This window comes from Pseudactinotalea suaedae (genome assembly GCF_009733815.1).
In the GTDB taxonomy this organism is placed as follows: Bacteria; Actinomycetota; Actinomycetes; order Actinomycetales; family Beutenbergiaceae; genus Pseudactinotalea; species Pseudactinotalea suaedae.
In genome coordinates this window covers 26,469-52,493 of sequence record NZ_WNXY01000004.1, presented here as the reverse complement: position 1 = coordinate 52,493, position 26,025 = coordinate 26,469, and the positions used below count along the sequence as shown (strand labels likewise).

22 protein-coding genes, 1 tRNA gene and 1 pseudogene are annotated in these 26,025 nt (G+C 71.8%); 13 read left to right on the top strand and 11 right to left on the bottom strand.

The genetic code is table 11. The features are described 5' to 3' along the window. The first annotated feature begins 6 nt into the window (after positions 1-6). On the top strand, positions 7-1,284 hold the full coding sequence (locus GPA04_RS08050; RefSeq protein ID WP_156223583.1) for a hypothetical protein: 1,278 nt from the start codon (positions 7-9) through the stop codon (positions 1,282-1,284). Positions 1,285-1,446: 162 nt separating this feature from the next. Continuing rightward, the gene (locus tag GPA04_RS08045) at positions 1,447-1,995 is read left to right on the top strand and encodes a glyoxalase superfamily protein (RefSeq protein ID WP_156223582.1); all 549 of its coding nucleotides are present in this window, start codon (positions 1,447-1,449) and stop codon (positions 1,993-1,995) included. On the opposite strand, the gene GPA04_RS08040 is transcribed toward GPA04_RS08045, so the two are convergent. The 4 genes from GPA04_RS08040 to GPA04_RS08025 all read right to left on the bottom strand — a co-directional run bounded on the left by GPA04_RS08040 (position 1,992) and on the right by GPA04_RS08025 (position 6,889). Then, a complete protein-coding gene (locus tag GPA04_RS08040) occupies positions 1,992-3,263 on the bottom strand; it encodes a DUF4032 domain-containing protein (RefSeq protein ID WP_156223581.1) in 1,272 nt (423 codons plus the stop codon). The two genes, GPA04_RS08045 and GPA04_RS08040, sit on opposite strands and share 4 nt — an antisense overlap. Positions 3,264-3,407: 144 nt before the next feature. Next, positions 3,408-4,532 carry an ABC transporter ATP-binding protein gene (locus GPA04_RS08035; RefSeq protein ID WP_156223580.1) on the bottom strand — a complete coding sequence of 375 codons (1,125 nt, stop codon included), beginning with the start codon at positions 4,530-4,532 and terminating at the stop codon, positions 3,408-3,410. Positions 4,533-4,664: 132 nt separating this feature from the next. After that, the gene (otsB, locus tag GPA04_RS08030) at positions 4,665-5,468 is read right to left on the bottom strand and encodes a trehalose-phosphatase (RefSeq protein ID WP_156223579.1); all 804 of its coding nucleotides are present in this window, start codon (positions 5,466-5,468) and stop codon (positions 4,665-4,667) included. 5 nt (positions 5,469-5,473) lie between these two features. Continuing rightward, the gene (locus GPA04_RS08025) at positions 5,474-6,889 is read right to left on the bottom strand and encodes an alpha,alpha-trehalose-phosphate synthase (UDP-forming) (RefSeq protein WP_156223578.1); all 1,416 of its coding nucleotides are present in this window, start codon (positions 6,887-6,889) and stop codon (positions 5,474-5,476) included. Between the two features lie 77 nt (positions 6,890-6,966). Here GPA04_RS08025 and GPA04_RS08020 point away from each other — a divergent pair, with 77 nt between their 5' ends. From GPA04_RS08020 to GPA04_RS07995, 6 genes are all read left to right on the top strand, one after another. Further along, a complete protein-coding gene (locus GPA04_RS08020) occupies positions 6,967-8,640 on the top strand; it encodes a serine/threonine-protein kinase (protein WP_162458553.1) in 1,674 nt (557 codons plus the stop codon). 99 nt (positions 8,641-8,739) lie between these two features. After that, on the top strand, positions 8,740-9,531 hold the full coding sequence (locus GPA04_RS08015) for a DsbA family protein (protein WP_156223576.1): 792 nt from the start codon (positions 8,740-8,742) through the stop codon (positions 9,529-9,531). Positions 9,532-9,534: 3 nt separating this feature from the next. Then, entirely contained in the window at positions 9,535-10,302 is a 768-nt protein-coding gene (locus GPA04_RS08010; protein WP_156223575.1) for a DsbA family protein, read from the top strand. A 222-nt stretch (positions 10,303-10,524) separates the two neighbouring features. Further along, positions 10,525-10,597: transfer RNA gene (locus GPA04_RS08005), tRNA-Thr, on the top strand. 22 nt (positions 10,598-10,619) lie between these two features. Further along, positions 10,620-12,659, top strand: coding sequence for a S9 family peptidase (locus GPA04_RS08000; protein WP_156223574.1), 2,040 nt, complete (start codon positions 10,620-10,622; stop codon positions 12,657-12,659). Beyond that, complete coding sequence (locus GPA04_RS07995; protein ID WP_162458552.1) at positions 12,623-14,011, top strand: glycoside hydrolase family 140 protein; 1,389 nt, start codon at positions 12,623-12,625, stop codon at positions 14,009-14,011. The genes GPA04_RS08000 and GPA04_RS07995 overlap by 37 nt, the downstream gene beginning before the upstream one ends. Positions 14,012-14,311: 300 nt before the next feature. Here GPA04_RS07995 and GPA04_RS21495 read toward each other — a convergent pair. Continuing rightward, positions 14,312-14,824 (bottom strand): annotated as a pseudogene (locus GPA04_RS21495) (SGNH/GDSL hydrolase family protein); the annotation flags it as partial. Further along, entirely contained in the window at positions 14,821-15,546 is a 726-nt protein-coding gene (locus GPA04_RS07985; RefSeq protein ID WP_156223572.1) for a uracil-DNA glycosylase, read from the bottom strand. The gene GPA04_RS07985 and the pseudogene GPA04_RS21495, both read right to left, overlap by 4 nt. Positions 15,547-15,667: 121 nt before the next feature. Here GPA04_RS07985 and GPA04_RS07980 point away from each other — a divergent pair, with 121 nt between their 5' ends. Together GPA04_RS07980 and GPA04_RS07975 are read left to right on the top strand one after the other, a co-directional pair. Continuing rightward, positions 15,668-15,970 carry a DUF3263 domain-containing protein gene (locus tag GPA04_RS07980; RefSeq protein WP_156223571.1) on the top strand — a complete coding sequence of 101 codons (303 nt, stop codon included), beginning with the start codon at positions 15,668-15,670 and terminating at the stop codon, positions 15,968-15,970. A 19-nt stretch (positions 15,971-15,989) separates the two neighbouring features. Beyond that, entirely contained in the window at positions 15,990-16,604 is a 615-nt protein-coding gene (locus tag GPA04_RS07975) for a LytR C-terminal domain-containing protein (protein ID WP_156223570.1), read from the top strand. 8 nt (positions 16,605-16,612) lie between these two features. On the opposite strand, the gene GPA04_RS07970 is transcribed toward GPA04_RS07975, so the two are convergent. Beyond that, positions 16,613-17,914, bottom strand: a complete 1,302-nt coding sequence (locus tag GPA04_RS07970) for a glycoside hydrolase family 15 protein (protein WP_156223569.1) — start codon at positions 17,912-17,914, stop codon at positions 16,613-16,615. Positions 17,915-17,961: 47 nt separating this feature from the next. Here GPA04_RS07970 and GPA04_RS07965 point away from each other — a divergent pair, with 47 nt between their 5' ends. After that, complete coding sequence (locus GPA04_RS07965; protein WP_156223568.1) at positions 17,962-19,452, top strand: phytoene desaturase family protein; 1,491 nt, start codon at positions 17,962-17,964, stop codon at positions 19,450-19,452. Positions 19,453-19,635: 183 nt separating this feature from the next. Beyond that, entirely contained in the window at positions 19,636-21,267 is a 1,632-nt protein-coding gene (groL, locus tag GPA04_RS07960; RefSeq protein WP_156223567.1) for a chaperonin GroEL, read from the top strand. Positions 21,268-21,343: 76 nt separating this feature from the next. Here groL and GPA04_RS21215 read toward each other — a convergent pair whose 3' ends face one another. From GPA04_RS21215 to GPA04_RS07945, 3 genes are all read right to left on the bottom strand, one after another. Next, positions 21,344-21,487, bottom strand: coding sequence for a hypothetical protein (locus GPA04_RS21215; protein ID WP_206674161.1), 144 nt, complete (start codon positions 21,485-21,487; stop codon positions 21,344-21,346). Positions 21,488-21,797: 310 nt separating this feature from the next. Further along, complete coding sequence (locus tag GPA04_RS07950) at positions 21,798-22,364, bottom strand: dihydrofolate reductase family protein (RefSeq protein ID WP_156223566.1); 567 nt, start codon at positions 22,362-22,364, stop codon at positions 21,798-21,800. A 30-nt stretch (positions 22,365-22,394) separates the two neighbouring features. Then, complete coding sequence (locus GPA04_RS07945; protein ID WP_156223565.1) at positions 22,395-23,783, bottom strand: MFS transporter; 1,389 nt, start codon at positions 23,781-23,783, stop codon at positions 22,395-22,397. A 224-nt stretch (positions 23,784-24,007) separates the two neighbouring features. Between GPA04_RS07945 and GPA04_RS07940 the strand changes: the two genes are divergently transcribed. After that, complete coding sequence (locus GPA04_RS07940) at positions 24,008-24,520, top strand: hypothetical protein (RefSeq protein ID WP_156223564.1); 513 nt, start codon at positions 24,008-24,010, stop codon at positions 24,518-24,520. Between the two features lie 5 nt (positions 24,521-24,525). Here the strand turns inward: GPA04_RS07940 and GPA04_RS07935 are convergent, their stop codons facing one another. Beyond that, complete coding sequence (locus GPA04_RS07935) at positions 24,526-25,983, bottom strand: HNH endonuclease signature motif containing protein (protein ID WP_156223563.1); 1,458 nt, start codon at positions 25,981-25,983, stop codon at positions 24,526-24,528. Positions 25,984-26,025: the final 42 nt, after the last annotated feature.

The window sequence follows — 26,025 nt, the reverse complement described above, 5'->3', positions numbered from 1 at the left end:
GGACGCATGACCTCGGACTGGCAGCGCCGCTCCGGGCTGGTGACCGGCACCACGGGTCGGGTCGACCGTGCCCGTGGGTTCCTCGAGGGCGCGCTCGTGATCGCGCTCGTGGAGTCGGAGCCGGAGAACCCGGACGCGGTGGGGATCACGATCGCGACCGATGCCGATGACCGCGTGGCGGTGGTGGACGAGGCCCGCACGGGCGTCATCGCCGGCCCCACCCTGACCGAGCTGGCCGAGGCGCTCGCCGCCACCTGCGGTGGTGAGGTGATCTTCGACGACCTCGTGTTCGGCGAGGACGAGCCGTCCGAGCACTCCAGCGACCCGTTCGACCCCGAGATCGACATCGACGCCGCGTACGTGCCCGATCGCGCCGTGGTCTACACGCGCGCCACGATCGGTGAGCTCGGTGCGCTCGTGAGCGCCGTCGACATGCCGGTGCTGGTGGCCCCGCACGGCGAGGGGCACCTCGTGCTCGTCACCGATGGTCCCGCGCTGAGCGCGGTCGACTGGTCCGACGCGCTCAAGCCCGCCCTGGTGGTCGAGCAGGGTGCCGCGTATCCGGCGGTCGCGATCCTCGACGGCGACTCGGCGTACGTGCACACCTGGGACCTCGACGTGTGGCAGGTGCCGAGCGAGCCCGCCGCGGCTGCGGTCGCGCACGATCTCGCCGACGCCGCGCTCGGCCTGGGTGGGCTCACCGCCCAGATCACCGCGCTGCTGCCGGAGGCCGATGCCGGCGCCGTGCGCGCAGCCCTCGGGACCCCCGGCTCGGGACCTGCCGAGCTGATCGCCGCGCTCGGCCTGCCGGCGGACCTGGCGGGCTACCTCGGGCACGGTGCCGACCTGCCCTCCCTCGAGGGGGCCAAGGTGCTGCAGCCCGATGGTTTCGGCCAGGCGTTCGCGCGGGCCGTGACCGATGCGCAGGCCCAGATGACCGAGAGCGTCCGTGAGCACGCCGAGCAGGTGCGCGAGCGCGCCGAGCTGATGCGCGAGCGGGCGGAAGCCGCCCGGGTGCGGGCCGAGTCCGCCTTCGACGCCGCCGAGACCTTCACCGAGGAGGTCGTCGTCCCGATCAGGCAGTCGTGGTGGACCCCCGCGGTCGCGGCGCTCGAGGCCAGCGGCGGGCTGCTGGCGCTGCGCCGTGCCGGCCGGGGTGCCCGGCTTGGGACCGGCACCACGCCGGGCGAGCGCGTGGTCGCGGTGCTCGGAGCGCTGCTGCTGGCCGATGCGGTCGTCAACACGATCGTCTTTCTCGCGCCCCGGTTGAAGCGCGATCTGTAGCCCCGCGCCCTAGACTGACGGCACGGCCCCCGGTGGCCGGCCGCCTGCTGGCCAGCGCCACGGTGAACACCGGAGCACGACATCTCTCGACCATGACTGCCTTCTCGGGCGGCCCGGTCGGCAACGCAGGCACCGGCACACGGGACCGCCGAAGGGTGAGTCATGACCGACATCGATCCGAGGTCGATGGCCAAGCGGCTGCGTGCCGAGCTGGCCGAACGCGGGCTCGAGCTGACGCACAGTCAGGCGCTCGAGCTGGTCGCGCATCAGCACGGGCACAAGGACTGGAACACGATGGCGGCGCTCGACGCGCCGCACCGCGCCGCCGTCGAGCGGTCGCCGCGACCGGGCGCGATCCCGATCCTGCGGATGTTCGACACCGAGCGCACGTTCGAGTTCTACGTCTCGTTCCTCGGCTTCACGATCAGCTGGGAGCACCGGTTCGAGGAGCAGCTGCCGCTGTACGTGGAGGTCGAGCGGGACGGCGTGCGGCTGCACCTGTCCGAGCACCACGGCGACGCGACCCCCGGGAGCGCGGTGATCATCCACGTGGCTGACGCCGCCGCGCTGCAGCGGGAGCTGGTCGCTCGGGAGTACCGCTATGCACGCCCCGGTCTCGAGGAGCAGGACTGGGGCCTGACCGTCACGGTCGGCGACCCCGCCGGCAACCGGCTGATCTTCCTGCAGCCGAAGTCGAACCGAACCGGCTAGCGCTGCACGCCGATCTCGGTGTCGGTGTCCGAGATCGCGCGCAGCGTCGCGGTGTCCAGCCCCAGGATGGCCTCCTCGTCGGGCCGGTTGGGCAGCACGCTGGAGACGTAGGAGGCCACCGCCTCCTGCGTCGAGACGTCGTGACCGGCCTTCTCGGCGAGGTACCAGCGGTGCTCGAGGATCTCGTGGAAGGCCTCGGCGGGCTCGAGCTTGCGCCGCAGGTTCCGGGGGATCGCGGCGATCGCCGGCTCGAAGATCTCGCTGAGCCACTCGTGCGCGACGAGCTCCTCGTCCTCACCGAGCTGGTCGGTGGCGACCCGGTAGGTGTCCATGTCGTTGAGGAGGCGCCGTGCCTGGTTCTCCTGCACGTCCAGTCCGGTGAGGCGCATCAGCCGCCGGTGGTGGTGCCCCGCGTCGACGACCTTGGGCTGGATCTGCACCGTGGTGCCGTCGATGTCGGTGGTCATCTGCAGCTCGCCCACGTCGTAGCCGAGCTGGTTCAGCCGCTGGATCCGGGCCGAGACGCGCCACCGGTCGGCGCTGGAGAACTCCTCGGCCTCGGTGAGCTCGGCCCAGAGCTCGTTGTACCGCTGCACGAGCATCTCGCCGACCAGCACGGTGTCGTCGACGTCCCGGAGCAGCCCGCCGGCCTCGAGGTCCATCAGCTCGCCGATGATGTTCACACGGGCGATCTCGAGGTCGTACTCGCGCTGGCCGCGGGTCAGCTGCGGGTGCATGTCACCGGTCTCGGCGTCCACGAGGTAGGCGGAGAACTCGCCGGCGTCTCGCCGGAACAGCGTGTTCGACAACGACACGTCGCCCCAGTAGAAGCCGGTCAGGTGCAGCCGGACGAGCAGCACCGCGAGCGCGTCGATCAGGCGGGTGGCCATGTCGGGAGCCAGGTGACGGGAGAACAGGGCGCGATAGGGCAGCGAGAATCGCAGGTGCTTGGTGATCAGCACCGAGTCGAGCGGCTCGCCGTCGGGGGCCCGGCGCCCGGTGATCACGCCGACCGGCACGACCGAGGGGACGTCGAGGCGGTCGAGGTCGCGCAGCAGCGCGTACTCGCGGTAGGCGACCGACTCGCCGATCTCCTTGATCGCGATCACCCGCCCGGACAACCGGACGAACCGGACCACGTGGCGGGAGATGCCGCGGGGGAGCGCCGCGAGCAGGTCCTCGGGCCAGTCCTCGAGCGGGATGTGCCACGGCAGGTCGAGCAGCGCCGGGTCAGGCGAGGCTGCGGTGATCTGGAGCGCTGCCGGCATGGGTTCAGTCTGTCAGGGACTCGGGTCGCGGGCCTACCCCCGGGTGACCGATGTACGAGAGGTCACACGAGTCGTGAGCGTTCTGCGCACGAAGAAGGGGCGGACCGTGAGGTCCGCCCCTTCAGCGTGTCAAGCGATGCGGTCTCAGCTCGGGAGACGAAGACCGGTCGCCGGGGAGAAGTGGTGCTGCTCGCCCTCGCGGATCTTCACCCACACCGTGTCGCCCTTGAGGGGAGGACGGCGGGGGTCGACACGGACGATCATCTGCGACTCGCCCGCACCGGAGGTGATGGCCTGAGCGGCCTCCTTGTTGGCGAGCTGGCCGTAGACGAACGCGTCGGAGCCGAGCTCCTCGACGAGGTCGACGGTCACGGGGAACGCGCCGACATCACCCTCGGTGGTGGTGTCGAGCGACTCCGGGCGGAAGCCCAGCGTGATCTCGTTGTTGTCCTCGGCGGTGAGCGAATCGAGCACCTCCCGCGTCAGCGGGATGTGCGTCTCGGCGAGGTTGGCCTTGCCGTCGGCGACCTTGAACTGCCCGAGGTTCATGGCCGGGGAGCCGATGAAGCCCGCGACGAAGATGTTCTTCGGGGTGTCGTACATCTCGCGCGGGGTGCCGACCTGCTGGAGCAGACCGTCCTTGAGGACCGCGATCCGGTCACCCATGGTCAGCGCCTCCGTCTGGTCGTGCGTGACGTAGACGGTGGTGACGCCGAGGCGGCGCTGCAGCGAGGCGATCTGGGTGCGCGTCTGGACGCGGAGCTTGGCGTCGAGGTTCGACAGCGGCTCGTCCATGAGGAACACCTGGGGCGAACGCACGATCGCGCGACCCATGGCCACACGCTGACGCTGACCACCGGAGAGCGCCTTCGGCTTGCGGTCGAGGTACTGGGACAGGTCGAGGATCTTCGCGGCCTCTTCGACGCGCTGGCGGATCTCGGCCTTCGGGGTGCCCGCGATCTTCAGGGCGAAGCCCATGTTGTCGGCGACCGACATGTGCGGGTACAGCGCGTAGTTCTGGAACACCATCGCGATGTCCCGGTCCTTGGGCTGCACGTCGGTGACGTCGCGGTCACCGATGAGGATGCGACCGGAGTTGACGTCCTCCAGGCCTGCGAGCATGCGCAGCGAGGTCGACTTGCCGCAACCGGACGGGCCGACGAGAACGAGGAACTCGCCGTCGGCGACCTCGAGGTTGAGCGCGTCGACCGCCGGGGTCTCAGAGCCCGGGTAGACCCGCGTGGCGTGGTCAAACGTGACTGAAGCCATGGTGTTACTTCCCTCCACCGGCAGGTACGTGCCGGACGATCCGTCGTGAAGGTGTCAGAGCGATCTGACACGACCCGCAGCATGCGAGCCGCCCACAGTGTTGCACACTCGGAGCCCGTTGGGTGACGCTGGTCACACACCCCGCAGATCGGCCAGACGGGCCAGGATCTGGCCGACGGCGACCGGGTCCGGGACCCGGTACGTCGCCGTCGTCTCGCCGTCGCCGACCTTGATGCCGATGTCGGCAGGGCCCAGCGAGCCGAGCGCGTCCTCGTCGGTGACGTCGTCGCCGATGTACATCACCGGGGTGTCGTCGGCGAGCTCGCGCGTGGGGAAACCGGTGCGCAGCAGCGTCACGGCGTCGCCCTTGGTCGCGTGGGCCACGCTCAGCTCCACGACCCGCTTGCCGGCGATCGCGCGGACGCCGGAGAGCGCGCCGAGCTCCTCCAGCGCGGCCCGCTCGAGCGCCGCGGCGTCGTCGTCGTCGGGGACCGGGCGGGTGTGCACGACGACCGCCGTCGGCTTCTCCTCGACCCAGCTCCCGGAGACGGGAGCGCAGAGCTCCTCCGCGCGCTCGCGCAGGCGCTGCAGCAGCGCCCGCTGGTCCTCCTGCAGCACCGGAGGCCCGGCGGCGAGGTGGCCGTCGTCCTGCACGAAGCCCGGCTCGGCTCCGTGGGAGCCGATGATCGCCGTCGACGGCGGCGCAGCACGCCGCAGCGCCGGGTCGCCCAGCGCGCGGCCGGACACCAGCCCGAGGTGCACGGCAGGATCCTGCGCCAGGCGCTCGAGGGCGGCGCGCACCTCGGGCAGCGGTGCCGCATCCTCCGGGCGGGGCACGATCGGGGCGAGGACGCCGTCGAAGTCCAGGGCGATCACGCGGGCCGGAGCGGCCGCGAACCTGGTCAGCGCCGCGTCGAGCTCGGGATCGATGCTCATCTCGCTCACCCCTGGGTGCTCTCGCCGGCGAGGACGGCAAGGAATCGTTGCGCCCAGCGGTCGACGTCGTTGTCCAGCACCTTGCGGCGCAGCGCCCGCATCCGGCGCCGGCGCTCGGTGTGCGGCATGTCGATCGCCGTGAGGATCGTGCGCTTGAGGCCCTCGATGTCGTGAGGGTTGACCAGCAGCGCCTGGTTGAGCTCGTCGGCGGCGCCGGCGAACTCGGAGAGGATGAGGACGCCGTCGAGATCGGACCGGGCCGCCACGTACTCCTTGGCGACGAGGTTCATGCCGTCACGCAGCGCCGTCACGAGCATCACGTCGGCCGCGCGGTACATCGCGGCCATCTCCTCCGCGGGGTAGGAGTGGTGCAGGTAGTGGATGGCGGGGCGGCCCAGCGCGGAGTAGTCGCCGTTGATCCGGCCCACTCTCACCTCGACCTGGCGGCGGAGCTCGGCGTACTCCTCGACGTCCTCGCGGCTGGGGCTGGCCACCTGCACGAACGTGGTGCTCGGGGCGCGCAGCCGACCGTCGGCGAGCAGCTCGCCGTAGGCCTTGATGCGGTGGCGGATGCCCTTGGTGTAGTCGAGGCGGTCGACACCCAGCAGCAGCACGTCGGGCGAGCCGAGCTCGGCGCGCAGCTGCAGCGCCCGCTCCGTCACCTCCGGCGAGGAGGCGAGCGCGCTGAAGGCGGCGCTGTCGATCGAGATCGGGAACGTCTCGGCGCGCACGTAGCGGTCCGGGAGGCTGCGTCGCTTGATCGTGGCGACAGAGCCGCGCGTGCTGAACTCGGTGAACCGGCGCACGGCGCGGAGGAAGTTCGCGGCGTCGCCGCTGCGCTGGAACCCGACGAGGTCGGCGCCGAGGAGCCCGTTGACCACCTCGGACCGCCACGGGAGCTGGCCCAGCAGCTCGACCGGTGGGAACGGGATGTGGTGGAAGTAGCCGATGCGCAGGTCGGGGCGGAGCTGGCGCAGCATGCGCGGCACGAGCTGCAGCTGGTAGTCCTGGACCCACACCAGCGCGTCGCGGGGGGCGGCCTCGGCGGTGGCCTCGGCGAAGCGCGAGTTGACCTCGACGTAGCTGGTCCACCAGTCCCGGTGGTACTCGGGGTCGACGATGACGTCGTGGTACAGCGGCCAGATCGTGGCGTTGGAGAAGCCCTCGTAGTAGCGCTTGATGTCCTGCTTGCTCAGCCTCACCGGGTGCATGTCGATGCCCTCGGAGGTGAACGGGTCGAGGTCGAGCCCCGCCTTGCCCGGCCAGCCCACCCAGACGCCGTTGTTCTTCTGCATGATCGGCGCGAGCGCGGTCACCAGACCGCCGGGTGCCCGGGACCAACCGGTCTCACCGTTCTCGTTCGTGGTCTCCTCGACCGGGAGACGGTTGGCAACGACGACAAGATCACGGTCGGGGGCCATGGTGGTCAGGGTAACGAAGTGAGCACACCTGCCCGTCGACGGCGGCCAGCCGGCGATGGTGGCGTAACTTGCCTGGTGTGGAGGGGTCCGAGCACCGCACCGCCCCGGCGCCCGCACGGCGCTCGGTGGGTGGTTACGAGCTCGTGCGCGTTCTCGGCTCCGGCGGCATGGGAACCGTCTACGAGGCGATCGACGCCGATGGCCGGCAGGTCGCGCTCAAGCTGCTGCACCCGGCGTTCAGCACCGACGACGCGGCCCGGGAGCGGTTGCGCCGCGAGGTGGCGACCCTGCACCGGGTGCGTGGTGCCCACGTGGCCCGCGTGCTCGACGCCGAGGCCGACGCCGACGAGGCGTTCGTCGTCACCGAGCTGATCGACGGCGAGTCGCTGGACCACTCGGTGCGCCAGCACGGGCCGCTCGACGCCGAGGAGCTCGGCGATCTCGCGCACGGGCTGGCCACCGCGCTGGAGGAGATCCACGCGACGGGGGTGGTGCACCGCGACATGAAGCCCGGCAACGTCATGCTCACGGACGACGGCCCCGTGGTCATCGACTTCGGGATCTCCCAGCTGGCCGACGACGCCCGGCTCACCCAGACCGGCCTGGTCACCGGGACGCCCGGGTACGTCGACCCGCAGGTGCTGGCCGGCGGCATCCCTGACAAGGACGGCGACTGGTGGGGCTGGGCCGCCGTGCTGGTGTTCTCGGCGACCGGGCGGCCGCCGTTCGGCACCGGCCCGCTGGCGGCCGTGCTCGCCCGGGTCGAGACGGGCCGGGCCGACGTGGAGGGATTGTCGCCCCGGGTGGGGCAGGTGCTGCGGCGCGCGCTGCACCCCGACCCGGCGCTGCGGCTGAGCCCGCGATCGGTGCTGACGGCGCTCGACGACCACGCCGCGGGGCGCGAGGTCACGCAGCTCGTGGCGGCGGACGTGCTGCCACCGGGAACGACGATGCCTCCCAGCTACGCGCCGGGCGAGGCCACCGCCGTGGTCGCGGACCCCTGGGCGGCACCCGCCCCGGCCGAGCCGCCGACGCAGGCGCCGCCGGTGCAGCACGGATGGGGCGAGCCGGTCGCGCAGGTCGCGGCGCGGCAGCCGCTTCCCGCTCCGCCGCAGCACCAGCAGCTGCAGCCCGACCACCAGCACGGCCAGCAGCCGGGCCCGGTCGAGGAGTGGCCCGCGTGGGCGACCCCCGCGCGCTCGCGGCCCGGGATCACGCTGGCGTGGTGGCTGGCTGTCATCGGTGCGGGGATGCTCTGGCCGGGGCTGACGCTGCTCGCGTTCGGTGCCGTCATGGTCGTCGTCGGCGCGGTCGGTGCCTCGGCGAAGGCGTTGCGCAACCGGCGGCTGCGGCACGGGCCGCGCCGCTCCGACGTCGCGGTCACCTCGCTGGCCAGCCCGGTGCACGCGCTGATCGCCCTGCTGCTGCTCGTGCCCGGTGCCGTCGTCGGGGTGCTGGGTGGCGGCATCCTCTGGGGTCTGCTCGCCCCCTCGGGCGTCGACTCCTTCGTGATGCTCGTGGTGGTCGCGACCACGACGATGCTGGCGTGGTGGACGCCGTCGAGCACCACAGCCCGCGAGGGCGTCTGGGCGGTTCTCGAGCTGGTGGCACCCGGCCGCGGCAGCGCGTGGGTGTGGATCGTCGTGGGGCTGTCGGTGGCGACCGCGACGATCTCCGCCGCCCTCCTCAGCTCCCCGGTGCCGGTGTGGGACCCGTTGCCGGTGCCGCCGATCCCCAGTTTCGGATCGTAGACTGCCCGCCGGTGGGCGCCCGGCGCGGCTCCCGCGCAGCCACGAATCAGAACAATCGCCGTCGACGTCCTCGTCGACCAGCAGCAGAGACGAGTGCGAATGCCCGCGAACGAGCCCCGTCAGTCCAAGGCCGAGCGCCGCGAGGCCGCGCGGAAGGAGGCGGAGCGGCTCGCCGCACGGCAGCGCTCGACCGAGCGCCGCAACCGGCTGATCATCGCGGTGGCGTCGGTGCTCGTGGTCGCGCTGATCGGCGTGGCGGGCTTCTTCATCTGGCAGGAGTCCCAGCGCACGCTGCTGAGCGAGTTCGAGGGCGAGCGACCGGCGGCGTCGACCGATTCCGGCGGCATCACCTTCGGCTCCACGCTCGAGGCCGGCACGGTGACCGAGGACGCCACCGAGGTGCAGGTCTACATCGACTTCATCTGCCCGGTCTGCGGCAGCTACGACGAGGTCAACCGTGACGACATCCGCACGATGCTGACCGAGGGCGAGGCCACGGTGGTGTTCCACCCGCTGAACTACCTCGACCAGCAGTCGATGGGGACGAACTACTCGACCCGCGCCGCGAACGCCCTGGCGACCGTCTCCACCGATGCCCCCGAGGTCGCCCTCGACTTCCTCGAGGCGCTGTTCGACAACCAGCCCGCCGAGGGCACGGAAGGCCTCTCCGACGCGGAGATGGCCGCGATCGCTGTCGAGGTCGGCGTGCCGCAGGAGGTCGCCGACACGTTCGCGGCCGGCACCTACAGCGAGTGGGTCGCGGTCGCGTCCGACCAGGCGCGCGAGGACGGCGTCACCGGCACGCCCACGACCTTCCTCGACGGCAGCCGCTGGACCGGCGACTGGAGCACGCCGGGCACGCTGCTGCAGGCCGTGCGGGACGCCGCCTGAGGCATGTCTCGGCGCAGGACCCTCAACGCGGCGGCGCGACGGGAGGCCGCGCGGACGCAGGCCGAACGCCTGCAGCGGCAGCAGCGCCGCAACCGCGGGCTGATCATCGGCGGCGTGGTGCTGCTCGTCGCCGCGGTCGCCGCGGCCGCCTTCATCATCTGGACGGGCTCGCAGGCCACCTACCTCGACGACGTCGAGCGGACACCGCAGGGTGCGGACACCCGGGGCGGCATCCCGGTCGCCGCCGACGGCACAGCGGGCCTGGCCGGTGACGCCCCGCGGCTGGACGTCTACCTCGACGTCCAGTCGCCCGAGTCGGTGGCGTTCGGGCAGGCGCAGGGGGAGGCGCTGCAGGCTCTCAACGCCGAGGGCACGATCGCGTTGTGGCTGCACCCGGTCGGTCTGGTCGACGGTGGCCTCGGCGGGGCGTCGACCCGCGCGGGCGAGGCTGCGGTGGTCGTGGCCGACCGTGCCCCCACGGCGTTCGTCGCCTTCCTCGACGCCGCCTTCGAGATGCGCGCCGGCGGCGCCGAGCAGCTGAACGACCGCGACCTGGAAGCCCTCGCGCTCCAGGTCGGTGCTCCCCAGCAGGTCGCCGACCAGTTCACCGACAGGCTCTTCGACGACTGGTTCGTGGCCGCCACCGACCAGGCGGTCCGCGACGGCGTCGAGGTCACCCCCACGCTGCTGCTCGACGGCACCAGGCTCGCCGGCGACTGGAGCGCCGAGGGAGCGCTCGCCGACGCGGTCACCGCCGTCCTCGCCTCGTGACCGGCCCGCTGACGTCAGTCGCGGTGAGGCAGCGCCCACACCCGGCGGTTGGCGGTGAGACAGCGCCCACACGTCGCCGCCGGCTGGGCGTGATTCCACCGCCGCTCGCCAACGGTGGGCGCATACTCACCGGCGTCGAGAGGTCGCCGTGCGCGTGGACACGTCCCTAGCGGGAGCGCGACCGTCGGCCCGGCTACCATGTTCAGGCCTGGTGGCAGGCATGCCGCGTTAGCTCAGTCGGTAGAGCGTTTGCCTTGTAAGCAAAATGTCGTCGGTTCGATTCCGACACGCGGCTCGGACGACCATAGGGTGACGCCATGCGTCCTGAGCACCTCTCCTTGTTCCGTCAGCCCGGTCGACCGGCCGTCCACCCCGACGGCGGGTGGGCAATGGTCCCGATCACCCGCACCGATGTCGACGGCGACCGGTACGTCACGAACCTGTGGCGCCTCGATCTGGGGTCGGGGGAGCTCACGCAGCTGACGTACGGCACCTCGGACGGCTCGCCCGTGATCTCGCCGGACGGCCGGTGGGTCGCGTTCATCCGTGGCGGCGAGGGCGTCAAGCCGCAGCTCGCGCTGATGTCGACCGCGGGCGGCGAACCACGGCTGCTGACCGACCACACCAGCGCGGTGTCCGGGCGACCGGAGTTCTCGCCGGACTCGCGCCGGATCGCCTACATCACCCGGATCCCCGAGAAGGGGCGCTACGGAACCGACAAGGACGTCGGCCCCGGCGCCGAGCCGCCGCGCCTCATCACCGACTTCTCCTACCGCATCGACGGCATGGGGTTCCGGCTCGATCGACCCCAGCACGTGTTCGTCATCGACGTCCCCGCGCCCGCCGACCCCACCGCCGACGTCCCGAAGGACGAGCCGAAGGACGACCCGAAGGACGAGCCGGACAGCAAGGACGCCGACGACGCCCCGTCGTCGGGCGCCATCGCCGCCACCGGTGTGACCCCGGTCCAGGTGACCACCGGCACGCTCGGGCACTACGGGCCGGTGTGGCTGAACGCCGACGAGCTGCTGGTGCGGCGCGACATCGTGGACGGGCTGGCGTCGACGCTGCTCCGCGTCACCGACACCGCGGGCGCGTGGTCGGCGCGCGAGATCGAGACACCGGGCGAGGGGCCCGAGGACGTCGCGGTCGGTGCCGACGGCGAGCTGTACCTGCTGCTGGTCGACTACGGCGAGGACGGCTACGACTTCATCGGCAAGTCGGCGGCGCTGTACCGGGCGCAGCTGGGCCAGGACGGTCTGAGCGACGTCGAGCGGCTGACCGACCCGACGGTCGAGTCGCTCACCGGTGCGGTGTTCCAGCCGACCCCGCAGGGGGTGCTGCTCACCCGTGGCCACCAGGGCACGGTGCAGCTGGTCCGCTGGCACGCGGGTGAGCTCGAGGTGCTCGTCGAGGGCGACCGTGAGGTCTACGCGGCCGAGCCGGTGGGCACCGAGGGTGCGCTGCTCCTGGCGAGCAGCGCCGTCGACAGCCTGGGCGATCTCGTGCTGCGGAGCGCGGACGGGACCGAGAGCACCCTCACCGACCTCTCGTCGCGGCTGCGCGAGGAGGCGGGCGTCTTCGAGCCCGCCGAGCTGCGTGTGAGCGCCGACGACGGCTACCCGATCCACGGATGGGTCACCGTGCCCGAGGGCGACGGCCCGCACCCGGTGCTGCTGCTCATCCACGGCGGTCCGTTCGCGGCCTACGAGCCGACGTTCTTCGACGAGGTGCAGACCTACACCGGCGCCGGTTACGCCGTGGTGTTCTGCAACCCGCGAGGATCGGGCAGCTACGGGCAGGAGCACGGGCGGGCCATCATCGGCGGCTTCGGCCAGCGGGACGCGGCCGACGTGCTGCAGTTCCTCGAGGGCGCGCTCGCCGAGCACACCGATCTCGACCCCTCTCGCGTCGGTGTGATGGGCGGCTCCTACGGCGGCTACATGACCGCGTGGCTGACCGCGCAGGACCAGCGATGGGCCGGCGCGATCGTCGAGCGCGGCTTCCTCGATCCGGTCAGCTTCGTCGGCTCCAGCGACATCGGCTGGTTCTTCGGCATCAAGTACCTCGGCGAGGACCCCGAGCTCGTGGCCGCGCAGAGCCCGATGGCCCAGATCGAGAAGGTACGGACGCCGACCCTCGTGATCCACTCCGAGCAGGACTGGCGCTGCCCCGTCGAGCAGGGCCAGCGGTGGTTCGTCGGGCTCAAGCGCCAGGGCGTGCCGACGGAGCTGCTGCTGTTCCCGGGGGAGGGGCACGAGCTCTCCCGCTCGGGCACCCCGAAGCACCGCATCGCCCGGTTCGAGCACATCCTGCGCTGGTGGGAGACCCACCTGCCGGTCGCCGCCCCCGAGTGAGCACGGCGGCGTTCGAGAAGCCGTGGCAGCGCGGCCGCCTGCAGGTGGCGGACGGCGGCCGGTTCTTCGAGCACGAGGACGGCACCCCGTTCTTCTGGCAGGCCGACACGGCGTGGCTGGTGCTCAGCAGGCTCACGCTCGCGGAGGTCGGGGAGTACCTCGCGGACCGGAAGGCCAAGGGCTTCAACGTCGTGCAGGTGATGGTCGTCCACAGCCTGCAGACCGCCACGCTCGCGGGGCGGCTGCCCTTCGTCAAGGGTGACCTCACCGAGCCCGACGAGCGGCCCGCGGACGAGGCGCAAGGTCTGGTCGGGCCATCGTTCTGGGAGCACCTCGACGACGTGCTCGACCTCGCCGAGCAGGCGGGCCTGTACCTCGCGCTCGTGCCGATCTGGGGCAGCAACGTCACGGACGGGGAGCTCTCGGCCGACGACGTCGAGGCCTACGCGAGCTGGCTCGGACGACGCACGCGCGGGCGCCCGAACATCGTCTGGCTCAACGGCGGCGACGTGCACGGCACGCCGCACATCGAGACCTGGCAGCGGGCGGGCGCGGCGCTGCGCAGGGCGAACCCGAGCGCGCTGATCACCTTCCACCCCTTCGGGCGCCGCCAGTCCGCCACCTGGTTCCACGACGCGCCCTGGCTCGACTTCAACATGATCCAGTCGGGTCATCGCGACTACGAGCAGGTCTGGGACGACGACCCGAGCACGTGGAAGGGACCGGACACCTGGCGCTACGTCGAGCAGGACTACCAGCGCTGGCCGGCCAAGCCGACGATCGACGGCGAGCCCTGCTACGAGGACCTGCCGCGCGGCCTTCACGACCCGGTCCACGGCTACTGGGGCCACGACGACTCGCGTCGCTTCGCCTACTGGGCGGTGCTCGCCGGCGCGGCCGGCCACACCTACGGCCAGAACGCCGTCATCCAGGTCCACACCCCGGAGCACCGGCCCGCGTACGGGACCACCATGACGTGGCGCGAGGGGATCGCGGCCCCGGGATCGAACGACCTGCAGCACCTGCAGCGGCTGCTGCTGTCCTACGACTACCTCGACCGCATACCGGACCAGACGGTCGTCGTCGGCGACCCCGGCTTCCGTACGGACAGGCTGGTCGTCAGCCGGGGCCGCGACTACCTGTTCGCCTACCGCTTCACCGGGCGCCCGTTCGAGCTACGCAGCGGTGTGCTGCCGGGCGAGAGGTTGCGGGTGCGGTGGATGGACCCGATCACGGGCGCGTTCACCGCTGACGGCGAGATCCAGAACCACGGGACGCTCGCGTTCACACCGCCCGTGGGGGAGCGGGGGAACACCGACATGGTGCTCGTGCTGGACGTCGTGAGGTCCTAGACCTCGGCGCCCGCCTCGTCGAGGGTGACCTCGACCAGCACGGGCCGCTTGGGGGAACGCAGGTCGCCCGTCGAGGTGCCGCGGATGCCACGACCCACCCAGGGCGCCACGTCGCGCCGGAGCCAGTCCCGGTGCTCCCGCAGCCGGTCGACGGCGGTGACCGCCTCGGGATCGGGGAGAGGGACCCTGCCAGTCCGGGTCGTCCGGCTCCAGGCCCAGACCGACCAGCGCCGACTGGGAGAGCCGGTGATGCCCCTCGGCGGACAGGTGGATCCGGTCCTGCGACCACATCCGCAGGTCCTGCAGCGCGCTCAGCCCCCACTGGTCCATCACGTAGCAGCCGTGCCGGCGCGCGATCGCGAAGATGTGCGCCGAGTACAGCGCCATCCGCGGCCGGATCGAGCCCAGCAGCGGGCCGCCGGACCGGGTGTCCATGCAGGTGGCCAGCAGCACGTCGCAGCCTGCGGCCCGCGCCCGCACCACCGCCTCCTCCAGCATCTCGGCGAGCCGGTCCGGGTCCGCACCCAGCCGGAGCACGTCGATGCCGCCGCCGACGATCGAGATCAGGTCCGGCTGCATCGCCAGCGCCGGCGGCAGCTGCTCGGACATGATCCGGTTGAGCCGACGACCGCGGATGGCGAGATTCGCATAACGCAAGGCAGGCTCACCGGCCTCGATCCGCCGTCGGGACATCGTCGTGGCCAGCCGGTCGGCCCATCCACGCAGGTTCTCGGTGTCCTCGCCGCGCGGGTCCCGCAGACCCTCGGTGAACGAGTCCCCGATCGCGACGTAGCTGGCCCACGGAGGCGTCACGGCAACCGCCAGTCCACGGGTGCCGCGCCCTGCTGGACCAGCAGCTCGTTGGCGCGGGAGAACGGGCGGGAGCCGAAGAACCCGCCGCGTGCCGAGAGCGGCGAGGGGTGCGGGGACGCGATGATCGGGACGTCGCCGAGCGCGGGCCGCAGCGACTGCGCGTCCTTGCCCCACAGGATCGCGACCAGCGGGGTGCCACGCGCCACCAGTGCCGCGATGGCGGCGTCGGTGACGCGCTCCCAGCCCTTGCCGCGGTGCGAGGCCGGCGCTCCGGGCCGCACGGTGAGGGACCGGTTGAGCAGCAGCACGCCGGCGTCGGCCCACGGGGTGAGGTCGCCGTTGCTGGGCGGGTCGCCGCCGAGGTCGTCGACGAGCTCGGTGTAGATGTTGGCGAGCGACCGGGGGATCGGGCGCACGTCGGGCTGCACCGAGAAGCTCAGCCCCATCGCGTGCCCCGGGGTGGGGTAGGGGTCCTGACCCACGATCAGCACCCGGACCGCCTCGAACGGCCGGCTGAACGCGCGGAGCACGTCGGGGCCGGCCGGGAGGTAGCCACGGCCGGCGGCGATCTCGGCGCGAAGGAACTCGCCCATGCTGCGCACATCGGGCTCGACGGCGGCCAGTGCGCTCGCCCAGCCGGGCTCGACGAGTGCGGCCAGCGGTCGTGCCGCCGCCTGGTGCGGCTGCGCCGGCTGCTCGGTGACGGGTGGCGTGGTGCTCACTCCAACACCTTGTCACGGCACCTGGGCAGTCGACACCCCCGTTGCGACACGCGTCGAATGACAACGGTGTCGTTTTCCCCGTACGATGCCGAGAAACGCGATCGAGCGAGGGAGGACAACGATGGCGGCAGCACCCGTGGCGCACGAGATGTCGGCGCCTGCCGAGCAGACCGCAGGTCTGGCCGAGCGTGACGCACGCATCCTCGAGTTCGAGCGGCAGTGGTGGAAGTACGCCGGTGCCAAGGAGACCGCCATCCGCGAGCTCTTCGATCTCAACGCCACGCGCTACTACCAGATCCTCAACTCCCTGATCGACACTCCCGAGGCCCTCGCGGCCGAGCCGATGCTCGTCAAGCGGCTCCGGCGCATGCGCAGCGCGCGTCAGCGCGAGCGCTCGGCACGCCGCCTCGGCTCGGATCTGTAGATCCCGTTAACCTTCGGACGTGACCAGGGACGACTACCCCTACCCCGAGGACGAGTTCGACGCCCTCGGGGCGGACCGGACACCTCAGGGTGTGCATCGGGCACCGCTGCCCCGGTGGCGCCAGCTGCTGCCGTTCATCATCGTCCTGATCCTGGCGCCGACGCTCGCGTTCGTCGCCGTGCAAGCGCTGTCGGGCGGAGGCGATGACCCCTCGCCGACGGCCGACACGACGACCGAGCCCGCCACCGACGGCGAGCCCACGACGGAGCCGACGGAGGCCCCGACCGAGGAGCCCACCGAGGGCGAGACCACGACCGAGGAGCAGACCAGCGAGGAGCCGGCGGCCGACCTGGACCGCAGCATCCAGGTCTGGGTGCTCAACGGATCCGGTGTCGGCGGGCTGGCCGCCGAGACCCAGGCGTTCCTCACCGAGGACGGCTGGGAAGACGTCAACGCCGCCGACTACGGTCGCCCCCAGCCCTCCGGCACCACGTTGTTCTACGACAACGCCGACCAGCTCGACGAGGCCGAGGCGCTGGGTGACCTGCTCGGCATCACCAACCTCGTCGAGAGCTCGTCGGCCGCCGACGGCGACCTCGTGCTCGTCCTCAGGGCCGGCTTCGAGCTCCCCTGAGCTGGGCGTCAGCGCTCCAGCTCGGCGACGGTGAGCACCACGAGCGCGCACGTCCAGGCGAGCGGTGCCGGTCCGGAGGGTCCGCCGTCGGCCGTGACCTTCTCGGGCAGCGCGCCGATCGGGGTGCGGTGCGCGGCCAGCCAGTCCAACCAGTGGCGGGCCTGCTCGTCGTCACCGATCGAGGCCGCCGCGAGCGCGTACAGCGCGGTCTCCGGTGTCCAGGACAGGTTCTGCTCGCGCCACCCCGCGCCCGGGGCGATGCCGCCGGCGGGTCGCAGCATCGGCGTGACCGAGGCCTGCCACGCCTCGACGGCACCCCCGAGCGGGCTGGACTGGTAGGGCGGCAGCAGGAACGCGCTGGCAGCGTCGGCGGGCGAGGGGCCGGGGTAGCGCCCGTAGCCGTGGGGGCCGAAGAAGATCGTGACGGCCTCGCGCAAGCCCGCAGCCGTGGTCGCCACCGCGTCCGCCCGCGCCGGGTCGCCTGCGCGCTCGTGCAGCCGAGCCGCGGCCTCCAGCCCCGCGAGGACCGGGGCGGCCGTCCCGAGCGTGACGACGCGCTCGCGGTGCTCCCAGTAGTCCGGCGAGGGGTTCGGGAGCTGTCGGCTGTTGGCCACCTGGCCGAGCAGGTACGCGGTCGAGCGCTGCAGCAGCGGGTCGAACCGGTCGAGGAGCGTCGGCTGCTGCGCGGTGGGCGCGGCGGCGATCACAGCATCGAGCGCCCACAGCGCCCACCCGGTGCCGTCGGTCTGGGCGAGCCGACCGTCGGGCGGTCCCGAGCCGTCGGGCAGGTACCGCGCCTCGAACGAGCCGTCGCCGGCCTGCACGGTCTGGAGGTAGCCGAGCACCGTGGTCGCGTCGTCGAGATGGCCCGAGACGGCGAACGCGACCGCGGCGAACGAGGAGTCGCGCGGCCAGACGTACCGCCAGTTCGGGTTCATCGCGGCCAGCGTGCCGCCGCCGGTGCTGAGGACATGGAGGTCGAGCAGCGCGGTCGTGACCAGCTCGGAGTACTCGCCCTCGGGCAGCCACCCGGAGGCGAGCCAGTCCCGCTGCTGCTGAGCGACCTCGAGCGCGGCGGCGGTGGTGGCGGGGTCGGCGTCGGGTCCGGGGTCGAGCACCCGGGATCCGATGATCAGCTGCGGGTCGGACCCCGCGGGCAGCAGCTGGGGCTGCCCGTGCGCGTCGAGCGCCGCGCCGTCGGCGTAGCTGCCCGCCTCGTCCCGCCGCGGCCGCTCGAACAGAGCGGCGCCGCTGACGAGCACGACGACGGCGACCACGAGGATCGCCCGCGACAGTCCCCGGCGGCGCATCGTGCCAGTGTAGGGAGGCCCCGGATCCTGAGTGCGAGACTGGAGAGATGGTGAACGCCCCCAGCACGACCGACGCCGTCGTCGTCGGCAGCGGCCCCAACGGGCTGGCGGCAGCGCTCACGCTGGCGCGCGCGGGCCTGGAGGTCCTCGTCCTGGAGGCCGAGCCGACGCCGGGCGGGGGAGCGCGCACGCTCGACCTCGGGCTGGCGCCCGGGGTCGTCCACGACGTCTGCTCGGCCGTGCACCCGCTCGCTCTGGCCAGCCCGTTCTTCCGGGCGTTCGACCTCGCGGCGCGCGGTGTCGACATGGTCGTTCCCGAGGTCTCCTACGCGCACCCGCTCGACGGCGGTCGCGCCGGTATCGCCTATGCCTCCCTCGAGCGCACCGCTGCGGGACTCGGGGTCGACGGCGCGGCCTGGGCCGACCTGTTCGCCCCGACGATCGAGGGCTGGCCCGAGCTCATCGACCTCGCACTCGGCGACCGCACGCACGGCATGGGCGCAGCGCTCGCCAAGGCCGGGCCACGGCTGCTGGCCCAGGTTGCCGCGCGACTGCTGGAGCAGGGCACCCCGGCGTGGGGGCGCCGCTTCCAGGACGAGGTGGCGCCGGCGCTGCTGACCGGTGTGGCCGGGCACGCGATCGGGCGGTTGCCCTCGCCGGTCGCCGCGGGCGGCATGCTCATGCTCGGCACGCTGGCCCACACCGTGGGCTGGCCGATCCCCGTCGGCGGCACCGGGGCGATCACGGCGGCGCTGCTGGCCGATCTGGAGGCCCACGGCGGCACGGTGCGGTGCGACGCGCCGGTGCGCCACTGGCGCGACCTGCCGCGGGCGCGGAGCTACCTGTTCGACACCAGCGCGCCGGGGCTGGCGCGCATCTGGGGCGACCGGATGCCGGCACGCGTGCGAGCGGCGCTGTCGCGGGTACGGCCGGGACCGGCGGCGGCCAAGGTCGATCTCGTGCTGTCCGGACCGGTGCCCTGGAGCGACCCGGACGTGGGCCGCGCGGGCACCGTCCATCTCGGCGGCACCCGCGCCGAGATGGCGGCGAGCGAGGCCGACGCCGTCGCAGGCCGGCTCTCGCCGAACCCGTTCGTGCTGTTCTCCGACCCCACGGTCACCGACCCGAGCCGCGAGGTCGGTGGGCTGCGGCCCGGCTGGGCCTACGCGCACGTCCCCCACGACTGCCCGGTCGACCCGGTCGAGATGGTCATCGGGCAGATCGAGCGCTACGCGCCCGGCTTCAGGGACGTCGTCGTGACCGCACTGGGCACACCGGCGAGCGAGATGGCGAACCACAACCAGAACTACGTCGGGGGCGACATCGCGCTCGGCGAGCTGACCACGTTCTCGATGGCGCAGCGCCCGCGCTGGGCGCTCGATCCCTACTCGGCGGGGATCCCCGGCGTGTACCTGTGCAGCTCCGCCGCCTCGCCGGGCCCGGGCGTGCACGGCATGGTGGGATGGTGGGCCGCGCGGCGGGCGCTCGCTGATCGCTTCGGGCGAACCGAGCCCGTCGATCTTGCACTCTCCCCGTGAGAGTGCCAACATGGCATTAGCACTCTCGGGGTGAGAGTGATAACTCATGACCACCCCGGGGTGGAACGCGGGTAGCCGAGCGAGGCGCTTGGGCGAGACGGGACGTGACCGTCGAGCCGGCGTCGTCCGTCGCGGGCGCGAGGACTGCCCTTCCCAAGCCAGTACCGGAGGAATCCAACCCCCATGGCCAAGATCATTGCCTTCAACGAGGAGGCCCGACGCGGGATGGAGCGTGGACTCAACATCCTCGCCGACACCGTGAAGGTCACCCTCGGTCCGAAGGGCCGTAACGTCGTTCTCGAGAAGAAGTGGGGCGCCCCCACCATCACGAACGACGGTGTCTCGATCGCCAAGGAGATCGAGCTCGAGGAGCCCTACGAGAAGATCGGTGCCGAGCTCGTCAAGGAGGTCGCCAAGAAGACGGACGACGTCGCTGGCGACGGCACCACCACCGCCACCGTTCTCGCCCAGGCGCTCGTGCGCGAGGGTCTGCGCAACGTCGCTGCCGGCGCCAACCCGATCGCCCTGAAGAAGGGCATCGACAAGGCCGTCGAGGCTGTCACCGCACAGCTCCTCGAGAACGCCAAGGAGATCGAGACCAAGGAGGAGATCGCCGCCACGGCTGCCATCTCCGCCGCTGACCCGGCGATCGGCGACCTGATCGCCGAGGCTCTCGACAAGGTGGGCAAGGAAGGCGTCATCACCGTCGAGGAGTCCAACGCGCTCGGCCTTGAGCTCGAGCTCACCGAGGGCATGCGCTTCGACAAGGGCTACCTGTCGGCGTACTTCGTCACCGATGGTGACCGCCAGGAGGCCGTCCTCGAGGACGCCTACGTCCTGATCGTCGAGTCGAAGATCAGCAACGTCAAGGACCTGCTCCCGCTGCTGGAGAAGGTCATCCAGAGCGGCAAGCCGCTGCTGATCATCGCCGAGGACGTCGAGTCCGAGGCGCTGGCGACGCTGGTCCTCAACAAGATCCGTGGCATCTTCAAGTCGATCGCCGTCAAGGCCCCCGGGTTCGGAGACCGCCGCAAGGCGATGCTCGCCGACATCGCGGTCCTCACCGGTGGTCAGGTCATCAGCGAGACCGTCGGTCTCAAGCTGGAGAACGCCACGCTCGACATGCTGGGCCAGGCGCGCAAGGTGGTCGTGTCTAAGGACGAGACCACGATCGTCGAGGGCGCCGGTGAGGCTGACGCCATCGCCGGTCGCGTGAGCCAGATCCGCGCCGAGATCGACAACAGCGACTCCGACTACGACCGCGAGAAGCTCCAGGAGCGTCTCGCCAAGCTCGCCGGCGGCGTCGCCGTCATCAAGGCGGGCGCGGCCACCGAGGTCGAGCTCAAGGAGCGCAAGCACCGCATCGAGGACGCGGTGCGCAACGCCAAGGCTGCTGTCGAGGAGGGCATCGTCGCCGGTGGTGGCGTCGCTCTCATCCAGGCCGCCAAGACCGCGCTCGAGTCCCTCGAGCTCGTCGGTGATGAGGCGACCGGTGCGAACATCGTGAAGGTTGCGGTGGACGCCCCGCTCAAGCAGATCGCGATCAACGCCGGTCTCGAGGGCGGCGTGGTGGCCGAGCGCGTGCGCTCGCTGCCCGTCGGCCACGGCCTCAACGCCGCGACCGGCGAGTACGAGGACCTGCTCGCCGCCGGCATCAACGACCCGGTCAAGGTGACCCGTTCTGCGCTGCAGAACGCCGCCTCGATCGCCGGTCTGTTCCTCACCACCGAGGCCGTCGTGGCCGACAAGCCGGAGAAGCACCCCGCTCCTGCCGGCGGCGGTGGCGGCGACGACATGGGCGGCATGGGCTTCTGAGCCTGACCGTCTGACGCAACACCCACGACGCCCCCGGAGATCTTCTCCGGGGGCGTCGTCGTGCCCGAGGCGGGTTTCAGTCGGGGATCTCGACGTTGGAGCAGTGCGCGCGGGTGAAGGGGAAGGGGTCGCGCACCCAGCGCTGGAGCGCCTCGTAGAGCGTTCGGTAGTGGCCGGCGAGGTGGGCGTCCGAGATCCGACGGGGTAGAGGTAGCAACATCCGAGGTACTCACCGGTGTCCAGGTAGACGGCGTAGGTGAAGGACTTCCCGTCGCGGAACTCGCACTCGTGCCAGACCAGGTCGACCTCGTTGCCCGCGGCGGTCGCCGGTTCGGTGGGCCAGCCGCCGCCTCGGGTGCTGCGGATGAGGTCGAGGCTGGCGTTGATGCCGGCGACATCGGCCTCCAGGTCGGCGCGGCTGATCGCTCGTGCTCGCAGGTCGAGGTGTCGAAGCTCGGTCGGGGCGTCGAAGCCGGGCGGCAACCGGATCGGCTTGATCAGAGCGGTCAGGTCGATGCCGGCGTCGTCGGTCACGACGTCGCGTCCGGTCGGCCCGCGGAGGTGTCGAAGGTGAGGATCGCCACGCCGGAGGCGAGCGTCCTCGTGCCGGTCAGTCGCAGCTCCTTGGTGAGGCCGGGTTGCAGCACCAGGTCGTCGCCGGTGCCGACCCCGGCGAGCACGGGATGCACCCAGAGGTGGAGCTCGTCGAGCAGGTCTTCAGCAAGCAGCGTCTTCGCGAGCGGACCATAGCCGTGCATGAGGATCTGCCGATCCTCCTGCTCCTTGAGTCGGCGGATGGCGGCGATCGGCTCGGTGTCGAGGACCGTGGTGTTGTTCCACGCGGCGTCGGACAGGGTGCTCGAGACGACGTACTTGGGGAGGGCGTTGATCAGGTCGGGGTAGTCGCCCTCCCGGCCGGGCCAGGCTCCGGCATAGACCTCGTAGGTCCGCCTCCCCATCAGGAGGGCGTCGCAGCCACGGAGCTGCTCGAGGGCGATGGCGTCGGACTCGGCGTCGATGTAGCCGAAGTGCCAGCGCTCCATGTGGTTGATCACGCCGTCGAGGCTGACGAACGTCTGACAGACGATGGTTCCCATTCCAGTTCCTTCGCTCGGGTGGTGAATGCGTCAGGACATGTGCTGCGGTCGGCTCTTCCAGACCCAGGACGCCAGGCACGCCACGACCGCGACGGCGGCGGCGAACCAGTAGCCGGGGGCGAACGCGGCGAAGCTCGGTGCGAGCAGCGCCGCTGCCGCCACGCTGGACACCGCTGACACGCCGGCGGCCGCACCGAACTCGTGGAACGTGCTGAGGGCGCCGGAGGCCACGCCGGCCTCGTGGGGCTGCACCACCGAGAACATGCTGCCCGCGGCGGCCACGAAGGCTGCTCCGATGCCGAGACCGGCCACGCTGGTGGCGACGATCAGCACGGTCATCGAGAAGATCGCCGCCGCAGCCGCGAGCCCGGCGGCGGCGATCAGCAGCCCGAGCGCCGAGACCGCACGGACGCCCCAGCGGGGGATGACCCGACCCGCGAGGCTCGAGCCGAGGATCGTTCCGAGAGCGACCGGCAGGAATGACAGCCCCGTCTCGAGCGCGGTGAACCCGTGCAGGTGCTGCAGTGCGAACGAGCCGAGGAAGAAGACCGAGATCATCAGCGCCGTCGCCACGAAGATCAGGCCGAGCCCGCGCAGCACCGCGCCCCGTCCCAGCAGGGTCCGGTCGATCAGCGGCGCCGCAGCGACTCGGATCCGCCACGCGAACAGGGCGTAGCCCACCACCCCGACCAGGACGGCGATCACGGTGCGGCCCCCGAGCCAGCCGTCGTCGCCCGCCGTCACCAACCCGTACACGACGGCGCCGGTCGCGAACGTCGCCAGCGCGGCGCCGAGGACGTCGACGCGACCACCCGAGCCCGGCAGCGGCCGGACCGAGCGCAGCAACCCGATCAGCAGGACGAGGCCCACCGGGAGGTTGATGAAGAAGACCCAAGCCCAGCCCGGGCCGGCTGTCAGCACGCCACCCAGGAGCACCCCGAGCGCGGCGCCCGCACCGCCGAGCGCCGACCACACACCCAGCGCCTTCGCGAGCTCGGCGCCGGCGAAGGTCCGGGCGATCACGGACAGCGCAGCGGGCGACAGCGCCGCCGCGCCCACACCCTGCAGGACTCGTGCGAGCAGCAGGAGCTCTCCGGTGCTCGAGAGCCCCGCCAGCAGGGACGCCGCCATGAACACACCGAGGCCGGTCAGCACCACGCCTCGGGGACCGAGGATGTCGGCGGTCTTGCCGCCCAGGAGCATCAACCCGCCGAACACCAGTGCGTAGCTGCTCGCCACCCAGGCGACGGCCGCTCGGTCGAGCCCCAGGTCCGCCTGCATCTGCGGAAGCGCGATCGCCACCACCGTGACGTCGACGATCAGCATCAGCTGCGCCACGCCCAGCAGCGCCAACGTGCGCCAGCGACGGGGATCGGCCACGTCGGCCGACCCCGTGGCAGCGCGGTCGGAGACATCCATGTCAACCACCTCGTCCTATCTCGAACACCAATGTCCGAGTAATGTAACCCGTACATCGGTGTTCGACAAGAGCGATCGATGAGTGCGCCTCAGGTCTGGCCGACGCGTCCCTTTGTCGTTGACCCCTGGAGGAGGATCCGCTCATGCACTACTGCCAGACCTGTGAGGAGCAACGCTCGATGACGCCACGGGGCGAGGCTGCGGCGTGCCCAAGGTGCGCGGCGGTGGCACCCGCCTCACGGACGGGTCCGCTGTTCCTCGTCACGGGTGCCTCGGGCGGCGGCAAGACGACGCTGCTCCCGCTGCTGCTGCAGCGGCTCGTCGGCGAGTGCGCGGTCTTCGACGTCGACTGGCTCATCGATCCGCTGGCACGATCCGCACCCGATGGCCAGGTCGACTGGGCGACGTTTCGCGACCTCTGGCTGCATGTGGCCCACGGGGTCACCCAGAACGGCGTCGACCCGCTGCTGCTGGGACCGTTCTTCCCGCGGCAGCTCGACGACCTTCCCGGGCGTGCCTGGATCGGCGAGATCCACACGCTCGTGCTGGACTGCCCCGACGACGAGCGCCGGCGGCGGATCCAGTCGCGGCCGGCGTGGCGTGCTCGCGACATCGAGGAGCAGGTCGGGTTCGGCCGATGGTTGCGGGAGAACGTCGATGCTGTGGTCGACACGGCCGCCCTGACGCCGGACGGCGCTGCCGATGCGGTCGTCGACTGGGTGCGGAGCCTGCGCTGACCGTCTCAGGCCGCGAGGCGCAGCCGCCCCCGTGGCTGCAGCGACAGGCGGGGCGCCACGGCCCAGCGGCCGCTCGGTTCGCGGAAGCAGACCAGCCTGCCCGCATGGACCTCGCCGTGGCAGTGCTGGCACAGCGGGATGCCGTTGTCGGTATCGGTGGCGCCGTCGTCGCTCCACCAGATCGGGTGGTGGATCTCGGTGAATCCCGGTGGTGCCTCGCAGCCCGGGTTCTGACAGCCGCCGGGGTAGCTGGTCAGGATCGCGCGCCGCTGATGTCGGGTGTGGGAGCGTCTGGCGCGTCCCAGCTTCAGCGGCAGTCCTGCCTCGTCCAGCACGCATGTCTGAATCAGCCCGTCGCAGATGATGCGGGCGGCGACGTGTGCCGGGAGGGCGTCGCCGCTGTGCTGCAGGTGGGCGATCCCGCCGCCGGTGGCGGCGTGCTCCGTCAGCTGGTCGGCAGTGATCGTGACAACCAGGGTGGGTGCGTCTCCGCCGATGCGCGGTGCCTCGGCGAGCTCGGCCGCTCGTGTGACCAGGCCTACCAGGGTGTCCGCCTGCCGCTGCGCGCTGCTGCGGTCGTCGCTGCTGCCGATCTGCCCGCCGGCATTGCTCGCTATCGGCGGCTGGGTCTGATCGGTCTCGTGCCGGACCTTGCTCCGGGGCGCGTTGTGCGCGTCGAGCGCCAGCCGCAGGGCTGCGCCCTGGTCCGCCGGCAGCAGCAGCTTGCCCACCCACATGCCGTCGGCTCGTTGTCCGAGCGTGAAGGAACGCCGCGCCCGCTGCTGCTCGTACGAGGGCTCGGGACCATCGGGATCGATAGCGTCCCGCCAGGCGCGGGCCTGCACCGCCAACAGCTCTGGTGCCAACGGCAGGCGGCAGACCGCGTGGTCCTCCTCGCGGTCGGGATCGTCTGCCTCCTCGAGCGACGGGTCGGGGGAGCCGGTCGCGGCGGCGACGAGAGCCACCTCGGCGGCCTCGAGCGCGTCCGGGTGCGCTCGGCCGCCGACCTGGTTCAGGGTGTCCCGGACCACGAGTGCCTGGTCGAGCCCGATCGCGCCGGCCCGGAGCGCGCTCGCCAGCTGCGGCATCAGGGGCGGCAGCGCTCCTGTCGACCCGCCATCCCGCGCTGTCGTCGCCGCAGCGATCCGCCGGTACTTGGCGAGCGTGTGGCGTCCCGCTCCGGTGAGCACCATCAGGAGCATGGTGCTGTCCCGCAGGCCGAAGCGCGCGGCCAGCGACCGTGCCGGATCGGCCTGGAGGCACTGCCGCTCGACGTGGTGCACCACCTGCACCATCAGCGCATCGGTGAGTCGCTGCAATCTGGCGGCCAGCTCGGCAACCTCCAGCAACCCCTCATCGGGCAGTGACGCCATCGAGTCCTTCTGTGCGGCGGCCGCCGACAGCGCCTGGTCCGCCTGCCTGAGCAGGCCCGCCAGAGTGCTGAGCTGCGCCGCGTCCTCCATGAACAAACACTACACCTGTAACGAACGGATGTGCTAGTCCTG